At 71.4% G+C, this 15,533-nt stretch carries 14 protein-coding genes; 5 read left to right on the top strand and 9 right to left on the bottom strand.

The window, feature by feature from the left end; all coding sequences use genetic code 11:
- Nucleotides 1–174: 174 nt before the first annotated feature.
- On the bottom strand, nt 175–369 hold the full coding sequence (locus IE97_RS0113905) for a hypothetical protein (RefSeq protein ID WP_030237817.1): 195 nt from the start codon (nt 367–369) through the stop codon (nt 175–177).
- A 214-nt stretch (nt 370–583) separates the two neighbouring features.
- Between IE97_RS0113905 and IE97_RS0113900 the strand changes: the two genes are divergently transcribed.
- The 3 genes from IE97_RS0113900 (at nt 584) to IE97_RS0113890 (ending at nt 4,552) form a co-directional block, all read left to right on the top strand.
- The gene (locus tag IE97_RS0113900) at nt 584–1,072 is read left to right on the top strand and encodes a MarR family winged helix-turn-helix transcriptional regulator (RefSeq protein WP_030237814.1); all 489 of its coding nucleotides are present in this window, start codon (nt 584–586) and stop codon (nt 1,070–1,072) included.
- A gap of 13 nt (nt 1,073–1,085) precedes the next feature.
- The gene (locus tag IE97_RS0113895) at nt 1,086–3,632 is read left to right on the top strand and encodes an MFS transporter (RefSeq protein ID WP_030237811.1); all 2,547 of its coding nucleotides are present in this window, start codon (nt 1,086–1,088) and stop codon (nt 3,630–3,632) included.
- A 98-nt stretch (nt 3,633–3,730) separates the two neighbouring features.
- Entirely contained in the window at nt 3,731–4,552 is an 822-nt protein-coding gene (locus IE97_RS0113890; protein ID WP_030237810.1) for a YceI family protein, read from the top strand.
- Here the strand turns inward: IE97_RS0113890 and IE97_RS0113885 are convergent.
- Nucleotides 4,535–5,236, bottom strand: a complete 702-nt coding sequence (locus IE97_RS0113885) for a GAF and ANTAR domain-containing protein (protein ID WP_030237807.1) — start codon at nt 5,234–5,236, stop codon at nt 4,535–4,537. The genes IE97_RS0113890 and IE97_RS0113885 overlap by 18 nt on opposite strands.
- A gap of 57 nt (nt 5,237–5,293) precedes the next feature.
- A complete protein-coding gene (locus IE97_RS0113880; protein WP_051704950.1) occupies nt 5,294–6,016 on the bottom strand; it encodes an ANTAR domain-containing protein in 723 nt (240 codons plus the stop codon).
- 206 nt (nt 6,017–6,222) lie between these two features.
- Between IE97_RS0113880 and IE97_RS0113875 the strand changes: the two genes are divergently transcribed.
- Nucleotides 6,223–6,585: an STAS domain-containing protein gene (locus IE97_RS0113875; RefSeq protein ID WP_106975342.1), complete on the top strand. Its 363-nt coding sequence runs from the start codon at nt 6,223–6,225 to the stop codon at nt 6,583–6,585.
- A 10-nt stretch (nt 6,586–6,595) separates the two neighbouring features.
- Nucleotides 6,596–7,066: a PPOX class F420-dependent oxidoreductase gene (locus IE97_RS0113870; RefSeq protein ID WP_030237799.1), complete on the top strand. Its 471-nt coding sequence runs from the start codon at nt 6,596–6,598 to the stop codon at nt 7,064–7,066.
- A 13-nt stretch (nt 7,067–7,079) separates the two neighbouring features.
- Here the strand turns inward: IE97_RS0113870 and IE97_RS0113865 are convergent, their stop codons facing one another.
- The 6 genes from IE97_RS0113865 to IE97_RS0113840 all read right to left on the bottom strand — a co-directional run bounded on the left by IE97_RS0113865 (nt 7,080) and on the right by IE97_RS0113840 (nt 15,489).
- Nucleotides 7,080–7,844, bottom strand: a complete 765-nt coding sequence (locus IE97_RS0113865; RefSeq protein WP_030237797.1) for a TetR/AcrR family transcriptional regulator — start codon at nt 7,842–7,844, stop codon at nt 7,080–7,082.
- 145 nt (nt 7,845–7,989) lie between these two features.
- The gene (locus tag IE97_RS0113860) at nt 7,990–9,486 is read right to left on the bottom strand and encodes an MFS transporter (RefSeq protein ID WP_030237795.1); all 1,497 of its coding nucleotides are present in this window, start codon (nt 9,484–9,486) and stop codon (nt 7,990–7,992) included.
- A gap of 96 nt (nt 9,487–9,582) precedes the next feature.
- Nucleotides 9,583–11,763 carry an ArnT family glycosyltransferase gene (locus tag IE97_RS0113855; RefSeq protein ID WP_030237793.1) on the bottom strand — a complete coding sequence of 727 codons (2,181 nt, stop codon included), beginning with the start codon at nt 11,761–11,763 and terminating at the stop codon, nt 9,583–9,585.
- Nucleotides 11,760–13,139, bottom strand: a complete 1,380-nt coding sequence (locus IE97_RS0113850) for a bifunctional glycosyltransferase family 2/GtrA family protein (protein WP_030237791.1) — start codon at nt 13,137–13,139, stop codon at nt 11,760–11,762. The genes IE97_RS0113855 and IE97_RS0113850 overlap by 4 nt, the downstream gene beginning before the upstream one ends.
- Nucleotides 13,140–13,153: 14 nt before the next feature.
- Nucleotides 13,154–14,752 carry a sensor histidine kinase gene (locus IE97_RS0113845; RefSeq protein WP_030237787.1) on the bottom strand — a complete coding sequence of 533 codons (1,599 nt, stop codon included), beginning with the start codon at nt 14,750–14,752 and terminating at the stop codon, nt 13,154–13,156.
- Entirely contained in the window at nt 14,749–15,489 is a 741-nt protein-coding gene (locus IE97_RS0113840; RefSeq protein WP_030237783.1) for a response regulator transcription factor, read from the bottom strand. The genes IE97_RS0113845 and IE97_RS0113840 overlap by 4 nt, the downstream gene beginning before the upstream one ends.
- Nucleotides 15,490–15,533: the final 44 nt, after the last annotated feature.

Genomic DNA, 15,533 nt, shown 5'->3' with positions numbered 1-15,533 from the left:
GGCCGTCGCTGCGGGCAGTCGTGCCGCTGGGGCGATGGGGGTCCCCCCTGCTCGAGCGAAGCCGAGAGCTTGGGGGAGGGTGGGCGCAGCGGCACCCCGGACCACCGGGCTGCGCAACGCCCCGCCCTCAGCACCAACGCGGTGGTACTGGAAACGCGTTTACGCCGGCTCGCGTTACGACAGCGCCAGCCAGGCCACCGCCGCGACGACCGCGACGGCGACGACTACGCCGAGGATGAGACCGACACGCGGACCGCTGCTACCGGTCGCCGCGGCCCGCCGCCCCTGCGGCTCGTCGACGAACGCGCGGAACATCTGGGTGCTGCCGGCGGGGTCGTGATTGCCCTGCGGGGCCTGGTTGTTAGCCATGGCCCGAGACCCTAGCGAAAACGCCGGGGCTCCCCAAGTGGGGGTTGGCATTCCGTTTGACTCCGAGCGAGCCCTCCTTCCGAGCTCCCGACCTGCACATTTACTGCCGCAATACTTGCCTTTGCCAACTTTTTGGCCCGCTAACCCTCTTTTTATTTGCCCGCAGCAACCAATCGCTCCTATCGTTGCCCTAAGCAACGAAAGCGGAGGTGTCATGGCCGAGAAGGCGCAGTACGAGGAGTTGGCTCGCCAGCTCAGTGCCTTCGGCGCCGTGAAGCGGGAGCTCGGCAAGGTCATGCCCGCCGAGTGCCCCGGCGGGTCGGCAGCCGTTCTGACCCTGCTGGGCCGCCATGGCGACATGCGCATCAGCAAGCTCGCGGAGCTGCTGGCCGTGGACATGTCGGTCACCAGCCGCCATGTCGCGCACGTCGTGGACCGCGGCTGGATCGAACGCTCCCCCGACCCCGCGGACAAACGCTCACGCATCCTGCGCCTCACGCCCGCGGGCCACGCACAGCTCGACGAGCTGTCCCGGCGGACCACCGAGGTCCTCGCCGAGCGCCTGAGCGACTGGACCGACGAGGACGTCGGCCGGCTCACCCACCTGATGGCGCGGCTGAGGGAGAGCTTCGACTGCCGGCCCGGGCCCCGGGAGGCCCAGCCCGCTGTCGCACAGACCACCCGTACACCCGCAAGCACGTAAGAAAAGGAAGCCCATGGCAACGACCACACCAGCCGGTGTGCGGGCTCATGCCAAGCACGGAGGGGGCTCCCACGACTCCTCCGGCGGCGGCGCTCCGATGACGCACCGGCAGATCATGGAGGCACTCACCGGTCTCCTGCTCGGCATGTTCGTCGCGATCCTGTCCTCGACGATCGTCTCCAACGCCCTGCCCCGCATCATCGGCGACCTCGGCGGCGGTCAGAGCGCCTACACCTGGGTCGTCACCGCGTCCCTGCTGACGATGACCGCGTCCACGCCGCTGTGGGGCAAGCTCGCCGACCTGTTCTCCAAGAAGCTGCTGATCCAGGTGGCCCTGGTGGTCTTCGTGCTGGGGTCGGCGGCGGCCGGCATGTCCCAGAACCCGGGCATGCTCATCGCCTTCCGCGCGGTCCAGGGCATCGGCATGGGCGGCCTGTCCGCGCTGGCCCAGATCATCATGGCGGCGATGATCTCGCCGCGTGAGCGCGGCCGTTACAACGGCTACCTCGGTGCCGTCTTCGCCACCGCCATGGTCGGCGGTCCGCTGGTCGGCGGTGTCATCACCGACACCGACTGGCTCGGCTGGCGCTGGTGCTTCTACGTCGGCGTGCCCTTCGCCGTGATCGCCCTGATCGTGCTGCAGAAGACCCTGCACCTGCCCGTCGTGAAGCGGAAGGTCAAGGTCGACTGGGCCGGTGCCTTCTTCATCACCGCGGCCGTCTGCCTGCTGCTCGTCTGGGTGACGTTCGCCGGTGACAAGTACGACTGGATCTCCTGGCAGACGTACGCGATGGTCGGAGGGTCGCTGGTGCTGCTGGCGGTGTTCGTCCTCGTGGAGGCGAAGGCGAGCGAGCCGATCATCCCGCTGCGGCTGTTCCGCAACCGCACCATCACGCTGGCCTCGCTGGCCTCGCTGTTCGTCGGTGTCGCGATGTTCGCGGGGACCGTCTTCTTCAGCCAGTACTTCCAGCTGGCGCGGGACAAGTCGCCGACGATGTCCGGCGTCATGACCATCCCGATGATCGCGGGCCTGTTCGTCTCGTCCACCGTCTCCGGCCAGGTCATCACCCGGACGGGGCGCTGGAAGGGCTGGCTGCTCGGCGGCGGTGTGCTGGTCACGGCCGGGCTCGGGCTGCTCGGCACGATCCGGTACGACACCGAGTACTGGCACATAGCGATCTTCATGGCGCTGATGGGCCTCGGCATCGGCATGATGATGCAGAACCTGGTGCTCTGCACGCAGAACCAGGTGGAGCCGGGCGACCTGGGTGCCGCCAGCTCCACGGTCACCTTCTTCCGGTCCCTCGGCGGTGCCGTGGGCGTCTCGGCGCTGGGCGCGGTGCTGGGCAACAAGATCACCGACTACGTCAGGGACGGCCTCGCCGGTCTCGGCGCCAAGGGCGCGGCCCTCGGTCACGCCGGTACGGGCGGTGGCGGCATCCCCGACCTCGACGCCATGCCCGCGCCGATCCGCACGGTCGTCGAGAGCGCCTACGGCCACGGTGTCGCGGACGTGTTCCTCTACTCGGCTCCGCTGGCGCTGCTCGCCCTGCTGGTGTCGCTGTTCATCAAGGAGGTCCCGTTGAAGACGAAGGGCGGAATGGCGCAGGCGGCGGAGGCCGACGCCCCGGCGGAGGCTGCCGCCGAGGTGACGGCCGAGGCTGCGGGCGCGGAGAAGGCCGTGCCTAGCTGGGCCGTGGCCGGGACGGCCGAGGACGGCGAGGCCGGGCCTGAGGGCACGCAGCGGCTCGCCGCGGTGGCGACCGTGGCGCGTGCCGAGGAGTGCGCGTCCGGTGGGGGCGGTGTGCCGGTGCGTGGCCACGTGCGCGGCAACGAGTCCGTGCCCGTGCCGCAGGCGGCCGTCACGCTGATCTCGCTGGCCGGGCGGCAGCTCGGCCGGTCCGTGGCCCGGGCCGACGGGTCCTATGCGGTGGACGCGCCGGGCTCCGGGTCGTACGTCCTGATCGCCTCCGCCGACGGCTACCAGCCGCAGGCCTCCACGGTCGTGGTGAACGGCGAACCGGTCGCCTACGACATCCTGCTCAGCGGCACCAGCGGGCTGACCGGCCTGGTGCGGGCCGCGGAGGGCGGGCAGCCGGTGAAGGACGCGATGGTCATCGTGACCGATGTGCGCGGGGACCTGCTGGCCAACGGGACCACCGGTGAGCAGGGCGAGTTCTCCTTCGCCGAGCTGGTGCCGGGCGCCGTGACCGTCGCGGTGAACGCCGCCGGGTACCGGCCGCGCGCCCTGCCGGTCGAGGTGGGCGGCACCGGGGTCACCCGGGTCGAGATCGACCTGGACGCGGGCGCCCGCGTCCAGGGTGTCGTCCGGGCTCCGCACGGGCCGCTGGCCGACGCCCGGGTGACGCTGGTCGACCAGGCCGGGAACGTGGTCGGCTCGGCGACGACCGGCGCGGACGGGGCGTACGCCTTCACCGACCTGGACGGCGGTGAGTACACCGTCATCGCCACGGGTTACCCGCCGGTGGCCACCGCGCTGACGGTGACGGGCCGTGGTGCCGACGCCCACGACATCGAACTCGCCCACCCCGGCGAGTAGTCCGGCCCCGGCCCGTGGCGGGCGGGCGCACTCCGAGCGGAGGTGCGCCCCTGCCACGGGCCGGTTCCATTCCCAGCAGTCTTAGGAGTGACGCAGAGATGGGACTGACCGCGAGGATCCGTACCCGGGACGGATGGGCCGTGTCGCACGCGGTCGTCACCGTGGCGGACATGACGGGCTCGCAGGTGCTGCGGGCCGAGGCCGACGCGGAGGGCGCCGTACGGGACGCGACGCCGCTCGAGCCGGGGGCGTACACCGTCATCGTCACGGCGGTGGGGTACGCGCCCGCTGCTTCCAGTGTGATCGTCACGGCGAGCGGGCGGGCCGAGGTGGGCACGGTGACACTGGCGCGGCAGGGCGGTGCCGAGCTGCCGCCGCCGGGGCCGTGGACCGTCGACCCGGTGCATTCCAGTGTGGCCGCCGTGGCCCAGCACCTCGGCATCTCCAGCGTGCACGGCCGGTTCACGGAGTTCTCCGGCGCGATCGAGATCGCCCCTGACGACGTCACCAAGTCACGGGTGGAGGCGGTGATCAGGGCCGCGTCCGTCGACACCGGCAACGGCATGCGCGACGGGCACCTGAAGTCGCCGGACTTCCTCGACGTCGAGCGGTTCCCGGAGATCACCTACCGGTCCACGGGGCTGACGGCGACCGGGTCCGACCGGTGGACCGTGCACGGCGAGCTGGGCATGCACGGCGTCGTACGGCCGGTCGACCTGGACCTGGCCTACCTCGGCACGGGTCCGGACCCGTGGGGCGGCACCCGTGCGGCGTTCCGCGCCACGACCGAACTGCGCCGCGAGGACTTCGCGATGAACTACAACCAGGTTCTCCAGGCGGGCATCGCCGCCGTCGGCACGACCCTCAAGGTGGAGCTGGACATCCAGGCCGTGCAGGGCGAGTCACTTCCGGCCGTGTGAGTCCGCGGCGGCGACCTGCGCCACCAACTGGCCGCACAGGTCGCGGAGTTTGACGTTCCTCTTCTGTGAGGCGCGGCGCAGCCGATCCATCGCCGTGCGCGCGTCGATCCGCTCCCGGGCCATGACCATGCCGACCGCCTGGTCGATGACGCTGCGGGAGAGCAGGGCCAGGCGCACGTCCGCCGCCGACTGGTGATGGCGCTCGATGCGCAGCGCCACGTCGATCGCGTTCGCCGCCCGCGCCGTGAAGGTGCGGGCCGCGTCCCGGCTCGTGCCCAGTGCGTCGGCCCGCTCGCCGTAGAAGTTGACCGCCGCACCGGTCACGCCCTCGAGGGCGAGCGGCACCGCCAGCGCGCACCGGACGCCCGTGGAGAGCGCGTACCGCGCGTACGAGGGCCAGCGGGTCTCCGCCGCCAGGTCGGGGGCGTACTGTTCCTCGCCGGTTTCGGCGGCGTCCACGCAGGGCCCCGAGCCGTTCTCGTACTGGCGCTGGTCGAGGCCGCTGGGCAGGCCGTCGCTGCCGGCCAGGGTGAGCAGCCGGCCGGCCCGGCGCACCGTGATGCTGCACGCGGCGGCCCCGGGCACCTCCTGCACCGCGCGGTCGGTCAGGTCGCGCAGCAGGGTGTCGAGACCACTGCTGCGCACCATCGCCTCGTCCAGCGTGTCGGACGTCTCGGAACTCATGGCCGTACGGGTATCCCGTCATGCCTTGAACACGCCTACGGCCTGACCGACCCCCACTCACGTGCCGTTGTGGGTGCCTACGATCCGGCGGGCGATGTCCCGCAGTTTCACGTTCTCCCGCTGGGAGGCCCGCACCAGGCTCTCGAAGGCGGCGGTCGCGTCGATGCCCTGGCGCTCCATGAGGATGCCGGTGGCCTGGCCGATCAGGTCCCGGGTGTGCATGGCCTCGGTGAGCTGCTCGCGCACGGTCGCGGAGTCCAGGGCGACGCTGACGTGCGCGGTGAACAGCCGGCCGATGTGCGTCGCGGCCTCGTCGAAGACGCCCGGCTTGCGGGCGTAGGCCGTGAGCACGGTCAGCCGGCGGCGGTCGGCACGCAGCCGCAGGGACAGCGCCGAGCGCAGCCCCAGGGCCGACAGCACGTCCCAGCCTTCGTCGGCCTCACTGTCCGTTATCCGTGCCACCGGGTCGTGCCACAACCGCTCCCAGTGCCCGTGCGGTTCGCGGCCGGTGTGCCGGGCCTCGGCGGCGCGCACCACCTCGTCGGTCCAGGCGAGCGTGCGCAGCTTGTTGCCGCGCTCGATCTCGGAGATGCCCGCGTGCTCGGCTCCGGGCATGATGTGCACGGCCAACCGCACGGCCGTACGCAGCGTGTTGTGCCTGGTGGGCTTCTCGTGCAGCTGCTGAGAGGCCACCGTCAGGGCTTCGGCCAGCTCGAAGCCGACCGGAAAACGGGGCAAATCAGTAAAGTCGGACGCAGCCACCACGAACCTCTTCGGCATGCACGGCCATGACCGTGCGCAGGAGAGCTCCGCAGCACATTCCCGACTGCGAGCACAGGACGGACAGCACTCTAACTGCTCGGTTGCCTCGAAGTGACGACCGGCCGACGGCCGGGCCGGGCGCTTCCGCCGCGCCCCCTCGGCGTGATGGAATAGCCCGAAGGTCAGGAAGCGGCCTTACCGGAATCCGGACGAACGTCTGCCAGGTGAGCGCTGTGACCTTCCTCCCGAATCCCACCGAACCGCCGGGCCTGCCGGGCCGCGTGCGTCTCCCCATGCCCGCGGAGATCGACTTCTGCAACGCGGCGGAGCTGCTTCCGCTGGTGCTGTCCGAGGTCCGGGACCGTGGTGACCGGCTGGAGGTCCTCGTCCTCGACCTCACGGCGACGTCCTTCATGGACTCCCAGGGCGTCCGCCTCATCAACGACATACGCCACCGGCTGCGCCCCGGGGCCACGATGCGCCTGGTGGCCCGGCCGGAGGGCGTCACGAGCCGCGTCCTGGAACTGACCGGTCTGCGCCGCGACGTCCCCGTGTACGACGATCTCGGGGAGGCCCTGGCGTCGTAGGCTGGCGCGCATGGCACCGAACATCGCGACGAACACCCGCGTCTCCCTGGACGAGTTGCTCGACTTCGTGCGCCCCCGGCACCACGCCATCCTGCTGACCCGACGCGCCGACGGCGGCCCCCAGGGCTCTCCCCTGACCTGCGGGATCGACAACTCAGGCCGGATCGTCGTCTCCACCTACCCGGAGCGCGCCAAGACCCGCAACGCCAAGCGGGACCCGCGCGTGAGCCTGATCGTCCTCAGTGACGACTGGAACGGCCCGTGGGTCCAGATCGACGGCACGGCGGAGGTCGTGGACACACCCGACTCCGTCGAACCGCTCGTGGAGTACTACCGGAACATCGCCGGAGAGCACCCCGACTGGGACGAGTACCGCGCGGCCATGCTCAAACAGGGCAAGTCGATCATCCGGATCACGCCGGAGCGGTGGGGCCCCGTGGCGACGGGCGGGTTTCCGGCGCGGCTGGTCGAGGGGGAGTAGCCCGGCGGTCGGCTCACTCCCGGGCGGCCATCGTCTCGATGCCGGCGATCAGCAGTTCCAGCGCGAAGTCGAAGTCCCGCTCCAGCATCTCGGCCACCGTCTCCCCGCCGCGCGCCTCCATGATCTCCCGCGACTCCCGCATGACGTCGGCGGCCTGCGGGGCCTCGCCCACGGTGCTCAGGGCGTCCTGGAAGTACTCGTCCATGGTCATGCCGGTGGCCGCGGCCCGGGTGGAGAGATGACCCTCGAGCGTGCCGTAGCCGTACACGAACTGGAAGACGGCCGAGATCGCACTCGTCAGCCGCTTCGCGGGCAGGCCCGTCCTGCGCATGACGCGCTGCACGACCCTCGAGTAGGCCAGGTTGTTGGGGCCGATGTTGAGGAAGGTGCCGACCAGCGCGGACACCCAGGGGTGACGCACCAGCAGGGCCCGGTACGCCCCGGCGAGGGCCCGCACCTGGTCGCGCCAGTCCGCGTCGGGCGCGTCCGGATCGGGCAGGACCATCTCTCCCATGACCGCGTCCAGGGCGAGTTCGAGCAGGTCGTCCTTGGTGTCGACGTACCAGTAGACGGACATGGCCGTCACGTTCAGCTCGGCGGCCAGCCGCCGCATCGAGAACTTCGCCAGCCCCTCGGCGTCCAGCAGCCGGACCGTCACCTCGGTGATCCGGTCCCGGTCCAGCCCCGACGGCTGCCCGCCACCGCCGCGCCGCCGGTGCGCCTTGCCCTCCAGCCAGACACTGGTCCGCGGCGGACGCTCCCGGGCCGCTCTCGCCATGGCGCACCTTCCTCGACTTGCCGACGCCGATCATGCTAGGCGCCCCCTCAGGGGCGCGGGGCTGTGTCGATGTGCGGCTCCGCCGCGTGGGCGCGATCGACCACAGCTCACCCGCACCCCCACGACGACCGCACGCCCCGAGCTCCTAGGCGGATTCTGCCCGCTCAGCCCGCCGCAACAACCCGGCGGCGACCAGTCCACCAGCCAGAACGGCAACCGCCCCCACCAACTGACTGGTCTCCAACCCGGAGGCGAACGCGTCGGAGATCCGAGCCCTCTCCTCGGCCGATTCCGCCGCCGCCAGCGCCGCCGGCAACGACGCCGCGGACACGGCGACGAGGGACGCGAAACGGGAGTTCAGGACAGCGCCCAGGACGGCGACGCCGAGCCCGTTGCCGAACTCCGCGAGCGTCCCGTTGATCCCCGCTCCCACCCCCGCCTTCTCCGGCGGGATCGCGCTCATGATCGCGTTGGCCATGGCCGGCATGGACAGCGCCACACCCGCACCCATCACCACCAGCCCGAGCAGCGTCCCCCCGTACCCGTGTCCGCCGAGCAGCGCGATCGCCGCCAGCCCGGCCGACACCAGGGTCATACCGAGCGCGATGGCCGCGGGCGTACCGGCCTTGAGGACCAGCTTCGCCCCGATCCCGGTGAAGTTGAGGACGACGACGGTCAGCGCCAGCGGCGCCGTCCGCAGCCCGGCGTCCAGCGGTTCGTAGCCGAGCACGAACTGCAGGTGCTGGGTGAGCAGGAACAGCGAACCCGTCATGCCGAACGCCACGAGGATCGCGCCCGCGACGGCGCCCACGAACTTCTGGTTGCGGAAGAAGTGCATGTCGAGCATCGGGTGCTCGGTGCGCAGCTCCCACGTCACGAAGAGGCCGAGTACGAGCACCCCGGTCAGGGCCGAGACCAGCACCTGCCCGGACGTCCAGCCGTGTTCGGGGCCGGTGATGATCGCGTACACCACGGCCGTCATGCCGATCGTCGACAGCACGGCGCCGACCAGGTCGGGCCGGTCACCGGCCCGGTGCCTGGACTCCGGCACCAGCGCGGCGACCGCGACCAGGCCGAGCACGGTGACCGGGATGTTGATCAGGAAGATCGCGCCCCACCAGAAGTGGTTCAGCATCACACCGCCGATCAGCGGCCCGGCCGCGAAACCGAGCGAACTGACCGTGGACCACAGCGCGATGGCCTTCACCCGCTCCTGGTCGTCGAAGATCTGCACGACGACGGCCAGGATCGTGGTCATCAGCAGCGCGCCGCCGACGCCCATGCCCGCACGGGCCGCGATCAGCTGTGCCGGGCTCTGGGAGAGTCCGGCCGCCAGCGAGCCCACACCGAAGATCACCAGGCCCGACATCAGCAGCAGCTTGCGGCCGTAGCGGTCGGCGGCGTTGCCCGCCGTGAGGAGCAGGCCGGACTGCACCAGCGCGTAGGCGTTCATCATCCACTGGACGTCGGCGGTCGTCGCGTCCAACTCGCGGGTGAGCGAGGGGATCGCCACGTTCAGGATCGTGTTGTCGAGCAGCACGGTGAGCTGTGCGAGACAGATGACACCGAGGATCAGCCAGCGTTGGGGGTGGCCGCCGTGCGCCGTCTGCGGCGGGGCCTCTTCCAGTGGGGACGTCGTCATGCCATACACCGTAGAACAGTCCCCATACGCTGTACAACGAATAAGGGGGAGGGACGGTGGCTTCCCGGCCACCGTCCCTCCCCGCTCAGGGATGTGTCAGCTGCTCGCCTTCTGCGTGAGGTCGTAGAAGGTGGAGGACCCGACGGTCACCTTCTTGAAGGTTGCCTCGACCCAGGAGGTGATCCGGGAGGACGCGCCGTCGCCGCTGCCGCCCATCCCGCCACCGCCCATACCGGACGCGATGAAGTAGTGGATCTTCCCGTCGGCCACGTACTGCTTGAACTGGGCCAGGGTCGGGGAGGGGTCCGTGCCGTTGAAGCCGCCGATCGCCATCACGGGCTCGCCGGTGGACAGCTGGTAACTCGCGGCGTTCTGGGCGCCGATGGCCGCCGCGACCCACGTGTACCGGTCGGCGTCGGTCTCCAGCAGCTTCTTGGCCTCGGAGGTGACGCCGGCGCCGTTGAGCAGACCGCCCATGCCGCCACCGCCGCCCATGCGGCCACCCTCGCCGTTCGGCCGGCTCCCGCCCTGCAGCCCCGGCGGGGCCTGGCCCGGCTGGTTCTGACCGCCGCCCGGGAAACCGCCGCCGGGGAAGCCGTTGCCCGGCCGGCCCTGGGTGGTGCCGTTGCCGTTCTGCTGGTTCTGGCCATCACCCGGGAAGCCGCCGTCGCCGGGGCCACCGGGGCCGCCACCGCCGCCCGGGAAAGCGCGCCCGCCGGCGACCGCGGGACCCGCCGTGACGATCGAGCCGGTGTGTCCCTCGTTCACCGTGGTGAGGGTGTAGGCGACCGGACCGGCCAGCGCCGCGACGAGGCCGAGCGCCGCCGCCCCCAAGGACGCCCGACGCCCCAGCCGGCCGGCGAAGACCAGCCCGAGGGCCGCCGTGAGGCCGCCGACCAGGACGAGCCACTTCAGCCACGGCAGATAGTCGGAGGAACGGTTGAGCAGGACGTACCCCCAGGCCGCGGTGGCCGTCATCGCCGCCGCGAGCGTCAGCGACGCCCACACCTTGTCGCGCTTCTCCCAGAGCAGCGCCGAGCCCATGCCGATCAGCGGCGCGATGTAGGGGGCGAGCGCCACCGTGTAGTACTCGTGGAAGATGCCCTGCATGTAGCTGAAGACCAGCATGGTCGTGATCAGGGCACCGCCCCAGACGAGGAACGAGCCCCGGGTCACCGACGCGCGCCGGGCCCTGCGGGTGGCCACCAAGGCCGCGACCAGCAGGATCAGCGCGGCCGGGATCAGCCAGGAGATCTGGCCGCCGATGCCGGCGCCGAACAGCCGGTCCCAGCCGGTCTCGCCCCAGTTGCCGCCGCCGTTGCCGCCCCTGCCGCCGCCTCCGACGCTGCCGGTCTCGTCGCCGTTGAGGCGGCCCAGGCCGTTGTAGCCGAAGGTCAGTTCAAGGAAGCTGTTGTTCTGCGAGCCGCCGACGTACGGGCGGGAGGACGCGGGCCACAGCTCGACGATCGCCACCCACCAGCCGCCGGAGACGACGATCGCGGTGAGACCGGCGGCCAGTTGAGCGACCCGCTTCTTCACCGGGACCGGCGCGCAGACGCCGTACACGAGCGCCAGCGGCGGCAGGATCAGGAAGGCCTGGAGCGTCTTGGCGAGGAAGGCGAAGCCGATCGCGACTCCGGCCCACACCAGCCACTTCGTCCGGCCGTCCTCGAGACCCCGGATGACGAAGTAGCAGGCCACGGCCATGAGCAGCGCCAGCATCGCGTCCGGGTTGTTGAACCGGAACATCAGCGCCGCGACGGGGGTGAGCGCGAGCACCGCGCCCGCGATCAGACCGGCCCCGGGGCTGAACCGGCGGCGTACGGCCGCGTACACGACGGCGACCGTGCCGACGCCCATGAGGACCTCGGGGACCAGGATCGCCCAGGAGCTGAGCCCGAAGAGCCGCACCGACAGGGCCATCGGCCACAGCGCGGCCGGGGGCTTGTCGACGGTGATGGCGCCCGCCGCGTCCAGCGAGCCGAAGAAGAAGGCCTTCCAGGACTGGCTGCCGGCCTGTACGGCCGCCGAGTAGAAGGAGTTGGCGTAGCCGGAGGCGCTCAGGTTGCAGAGGTAGAGGACGAGGGTGGCGAGCAGCAGACCGAGGAAGGCGGGGCGCGCCCAGCGGGGGTCCTCGGGCCGGCCGCGCCACAGCCGCTGCGGGAAGGGCCGCTCGGGGTCACCGGCATGCGGCCCCGGCGCGGGCTCCGTCGGCCGGGTCCAGGACTCGGGAGCGGTGTCCGGGTCGGTGAGCTGCCGGTCGTAGTGGACGGTCATCGGAAGTCCCTCACATCGGTGTCGTGCGGGCGCACCGGCAGCAACTGCACGGTGGCGTCCGGCCAGGAGCCGTCCGCGACGTCACCGGCGCGGAACTGGGTGGTGGGGTATGTGGCGCCCGCCGTGGCGGCGGCCTCGCGCCGGTCCGGGAACACCCACGCCCGGAAGAGCAGGAAGCGCAGCACGGTGGCCGCGAGGTTGGCGGCGATGAGGACCGCCAGTTCGGTGGAGTGCGCGGGCTCGGACGTGGCGGCGCTGAGGGCGGCGAGCGAACCGCTGGTCAGGGCGAGCCCGATCCCGAAGACGACCAGGCCCTGCGCCTGGTGCCGCACGGCCCCGGCACGCCCGCGCACCCCGAAGGTGAGCCGCCGGTTCGCGGCGGTGTTGGCGACCGCCGAGACCAGCAGGGCGAGGGCGTTGGCGACCTGGGAGCCGGTGAACACGCGGAAGCCGCTGTAGAGCAGCAGGTAGAAGAGGGTGGACAGGCCGCCGACGACACAGAAGCCGACCAACTGCCGGGCCAGGCCCCGCGGTACGTCCTCGATCTCACGGTCGCGCGGGTCGTCACCGAACGGCCGGGTGAGCCGGTCCAGCGGAAGCGAACCCGTGGCCAGGGCCCTGCCCACCCGCCACACGCCCTTGAGGTCGTCGGTCGCGGTCTTCACGATGTGCACCGTCGAGTCGGGGTCGTCGACCCAGTCGACCGGCACCTCGTGGATCCGGAGCCCGGCACGCTCGGCGAGCACCAGCATCTCGGTGTCGAAGAACCAGCCGGTGTCCTCGATCAGCGGCAGCAGCACCCGCGCCACGTCACGGCGGATCGCCTTGAACCCGCACTGGGCGTCGGAGAAACGGGCCTGGAGCGAGCCGCGCAGGATGAGGTTGTAGGCCCGGCTGATGAACTCCCGCTTGGGGCCGCGCACCACGCGCGAGCTGCGGGCGAGCCGGGAGCCGATCGCCAGGTCCGAGTGGCCGGAGATCAGCGGCGCCACCAGCGGGAGCAGGGCGTTGAGGTCGGTGGACAGGTCCACGTCCATATAGGCGAGGACGGGGGCGTCCGAGGCCGACCAGACGGCCCGCAGCGCCCGGCCCCGGCCCTTCTGCTCCAGCCGGAAGACGGCCACCTCGGGGATCTCCGCCGCCAGCCTCGCCGCGACCCCGGGGGTGCTGTCCGTGGAGGCGTTGTCCGCGATCGTGATGCGGAACGCGTACGGGAAGGTGCGGGCGAGGTGCTCGTGCAGTCTTCGGACGCACGGCTGGAGGTCCTTCTCCTCGTTGTAGACGGGGACCACTACGTCCAGGACAGGCGTTCCGGCTGGTGCGGCCGGGAGGTGCTCCCGCGCCGGCAGGGTGCCGGGAGAAGAGTCGGTTCGCATGGGACCGACTTTCGTCAGGCGCCCTGTCCCGCCCGTGTGGTGACGCTGTGGCGTGCCTGTGAGTGCTGCTGCCGGCTCATGTCCGGCTGCGGCTGGAGCGGCAGCGCGGGCAGGTGCACGGTGAACACGGTCCGCCCAGGCACGCTGTCGACGGTCACGGCGCCGCCGTGCGCGGTCGCCACGGCCTGCACGATGGCGAGACCGAGTCCGGTCGAGCCGGTGGTGCGGGTGCGTGCGGAGTCGCCGCGCGCGAACCGTTCGAAGACGTGCGGGAGCAACTCGGCCGGAATGCCCTGCCCGTTGTCCTCGACGTCCACGCACAGCCAGGTCCCGCGTCGCTGGACGCGGGCGGTGACGGTCGTGCCGGGCGGGGTGTGGCTGCGCGCGTTGCCCAGCAGGTTGACGAGGACCTGTTGCAGCCGGGCCGCGTCCGCCGGCACGAGCGCCGGCTCGTCGGGCAGGTCGAGCCGCCAGACGTGGTCCTGGCCCGCGGCTCGGGCATCACTGACGGTGTCGATGACGAGCGGTACGAGGTCGGTCCGCTCGAACTGCAGGGGCCGTCCGGCGTCCAGCCGGGCGAGCAGCAGCAGGTCCTCGACGAGCAGGGTCATACGCCCCGCCTCGGACTCGATCCGCCCGAGGGCGTGCCGGGTGTCGGGCCCGACGTCCTCTCTGCCGCGTCTGGTCAGCTCGGCGTACCCGCGGATGGAGGCGAGCGGGGTGCGCAGCTCATGGCTGGCGTCGGCGACGAACTGCCTGACCCGCGTCTCGCTCTGCTGCCGTGCGTGCAGGGCACCGTGGACGTGGTCGAGCATCCGGTTGAGCGCGGCACCGACCTGACCGACCTCGGTGTGCGGGTCGGTCTCGGAGTCGGGGACACGCTCGCTGAGGTTCACCTCGCCGGTGTGCAGGGGCAGTTCGGAGACCCGGGTGGCGGTGGCGGCGACCCGGCGGAGGGGGCGGGTGGCGACGCCGATGAGGGCGGAGCCGGCGATGGCGGCGGCGACCAGTCCGGCGCCGGTGACGCTCACCTCGACGAGGATGAGGGTGTTGATGGTGGCGTTGACCGACGCGGTGGGCAGGGCGACGTAATAGTGGCCTCCGTCGTCCCCGTCGACGTACTGCACGCGGTACTCGCCGAGACCCGGAATGTCGACGGTGTGCGTCCCCGTGGCCGGCACGTCGGCTAGTGCGGCCTTCTGCTCGTCGGTGAGACTGACGGCGGAGTTCCGAAAGGGGCCGTTCTCCCTGGAGTCCTTGGCGAAGGCCGCCGTGGCGATCGTGCCGTCGACGTCGACCTCGGCGGCAATCGTTCCCGGCTGCGCCGGCCCGCTGACGAAGCCCGTGATCCTGTCCGGCACGTCGGCGTCGTTCAAGCCGCCGGGTCTCATGGGTCCCGACAGCCGCTTGCCGCTGTCCTCGACCTGTCCGTCCAACTGCTCGTACAGATGCGACCGCAGCGCCAGCGTCGTCACCGTCCCGATCACCGCGCACACCACGGCGATCAGCGCCACGGACGCGACGACGAGCCGCGCCCGCAGAGTGCGCGGCTTCCCCGCTCGCGACTGCCCGCCCGCTCCCCGCTGCGCACGCGGCCGCCGCCGCCCGCTCATGACGCCGCGGGCTTGATCAGGTAACCGGCACCGCGCCGCGTGTGGATCATCGGCTCCCGCCCGGCGTCGATCTTCCGCCGCAGGTACGAGATGTACAGCTCGACGACGTTGGCCTGCCCGCCGAAGTCGTACGACCACACGCGGTCGAGGATCTGCGCCTTGCTGAGCACCCGCCGCGGATTGCGCATCAGGAACCGCAGCAGCTCGAACTCGGTCGCGGTGAGGTGGATGTTGTCGCCGCCCCGGGTGACCTCGTGACTGTCCTCGTCGAGGGTGAGGTCGCCTACGACGAGCATGGACTCGGAGCGGCGGTCGGCCGCGCCGGACCGCCGTATCAGCCCGCGCAGCCGCGCGACGACCTCCTCCAGGCTGAACGGCTTGGTGACGTAGTCGTCCCCGCCCGCCGTCAGCCCGGCGATCCGGTCCTCGACGGCGTCCTTGGCGGTGAGGAAGAGCACCGGCACGTCCGGCAGTTCACGGCGCAGCCGCCCGAGCACCGCCAGCCCGTCCATGTCGGGCAGCATCATGTCCAGCACGACGGCGTCGGGCCGGAAATCGCGCGCGGCCTGGACGGCCCCCTGGCCGTCCCCCGCACTCCGGATCTGCCACCCCTCGTAGCGAAGGGCCATGGACAGCAGCTCCGTGATCGACAGCTCGTCGTCCACCACAAGCACTCGGACGGGGCTCCCGTCCGGCCTCAGCAGTTCGGTGCGCCCCTGGGGCGAGGTCGTGGTCATGGTGAACACGATGTCGGGGACCTCTGAGAGCGTCCTTTCGACAA

The sequence above is a fragment of the Streptomyces sp. NRRL S-455 genome (assembly GCF_000717875.1).
Taxonomy (GTDB): domain Bacteria; phylum Actinomycetota; class Actinomycetes; order Streptomycetales; family Streptomycetaceae; genus Streptomyces.
Note: the sequence above shows the minus strand (reverse complement) of the source record. Positions and strands in the feature narration are given on the sequence as shown.

Coding starts and splice junctions, on each gene's coding strand:
- IE97_RS0113905 (WP_030237817.1), bottom strand. CDS start 369: ATGGCTAACAACCAGGCCCCGCAGGGCAATCACGACCCCGCCGGCAGC.
- IE97_RS0113900 (WP_030237814.1), top strand. CDS start 584: ATGGCCGAGAAGGCGCAGTACGAGGAGTTGGCTCGCCAGCTCAGTGCC.
- IE97_RS0113895 (WP_030237811.1), top strand. CDS start 1,086: ATGGCAACGACCACACCAGCCGGTGTGCGGGCTCATGCCAAGCACGGA.
- IE97_RS0113890 (WP_030237810.1), top strand. CDS start 3,731: ATGGGACTGACCGCGAGGATCCGTACCCGGGACGGATGGGCCGTGTCG.
- IE97_RS0113885 (WP_030237807.1), bottom strand. CDS start 5,236: ATGAGTTCCGAGACGTCCGACACGCTGGACGAGGCGATGGTGCGCAGC.
- IE97_RS0113880 (WP_051704950.1), bottom strand. CDS start 6,016: ATGCCGAAGAGGTTCGTGGTGGCTGCGTCCGACTTTACTGATTTGCCC.
- IE97_RS0113870 (WP_030237799.1), top strand. CDS start 6,596: ATGGCACCGAACATCGCGACGAACACCCGCGTCTCCCTGGACGAGTTG.
- IE97_RS0113865 (WP_030237797.1), bottom strand. CDS start 7,844: ATGGCGAGAGCGGCCCGGGAGCGTCCGCCGCGGACCAGTGTCTGGCTG.
- IE97_RS0113860 (WP_030237795.1), bottom strand. CDS start 9,486: ATGACGACGTCCCCACTGGAAGAGGCCCCGCCGCAGACGGCGCACGGC.
- IE97_RS0113855 (WP_030237793.1), bottom strand. CDS start 11,763: ATGACCGTCCACTACGACCGGCAGCTCACCGACCCGGACACCGCTCCC.
- IE97_RS0113850 (WP_030237791.1), bottom strand. CDS start 13,139: ATGCGAACCGACTCTTCTCCCGGCACCCTGCCGGCGCGGGAGCACCTC.
- IE97_RS0113845 (WP_030237787.1), bottom strand. CDS start 14,752: ATGAGCGGGCGGCGGCGGCCGCGTGCGCAGCGGGGAGCGGGCGGGCAG.
- IE97_RS0113840 (WP_030237783.1), bottom strand. CDS start 15,489: ATGACCACGACCTCGCCCCAGGGGCGCACCGAACTGCTGAGGCCGGAC.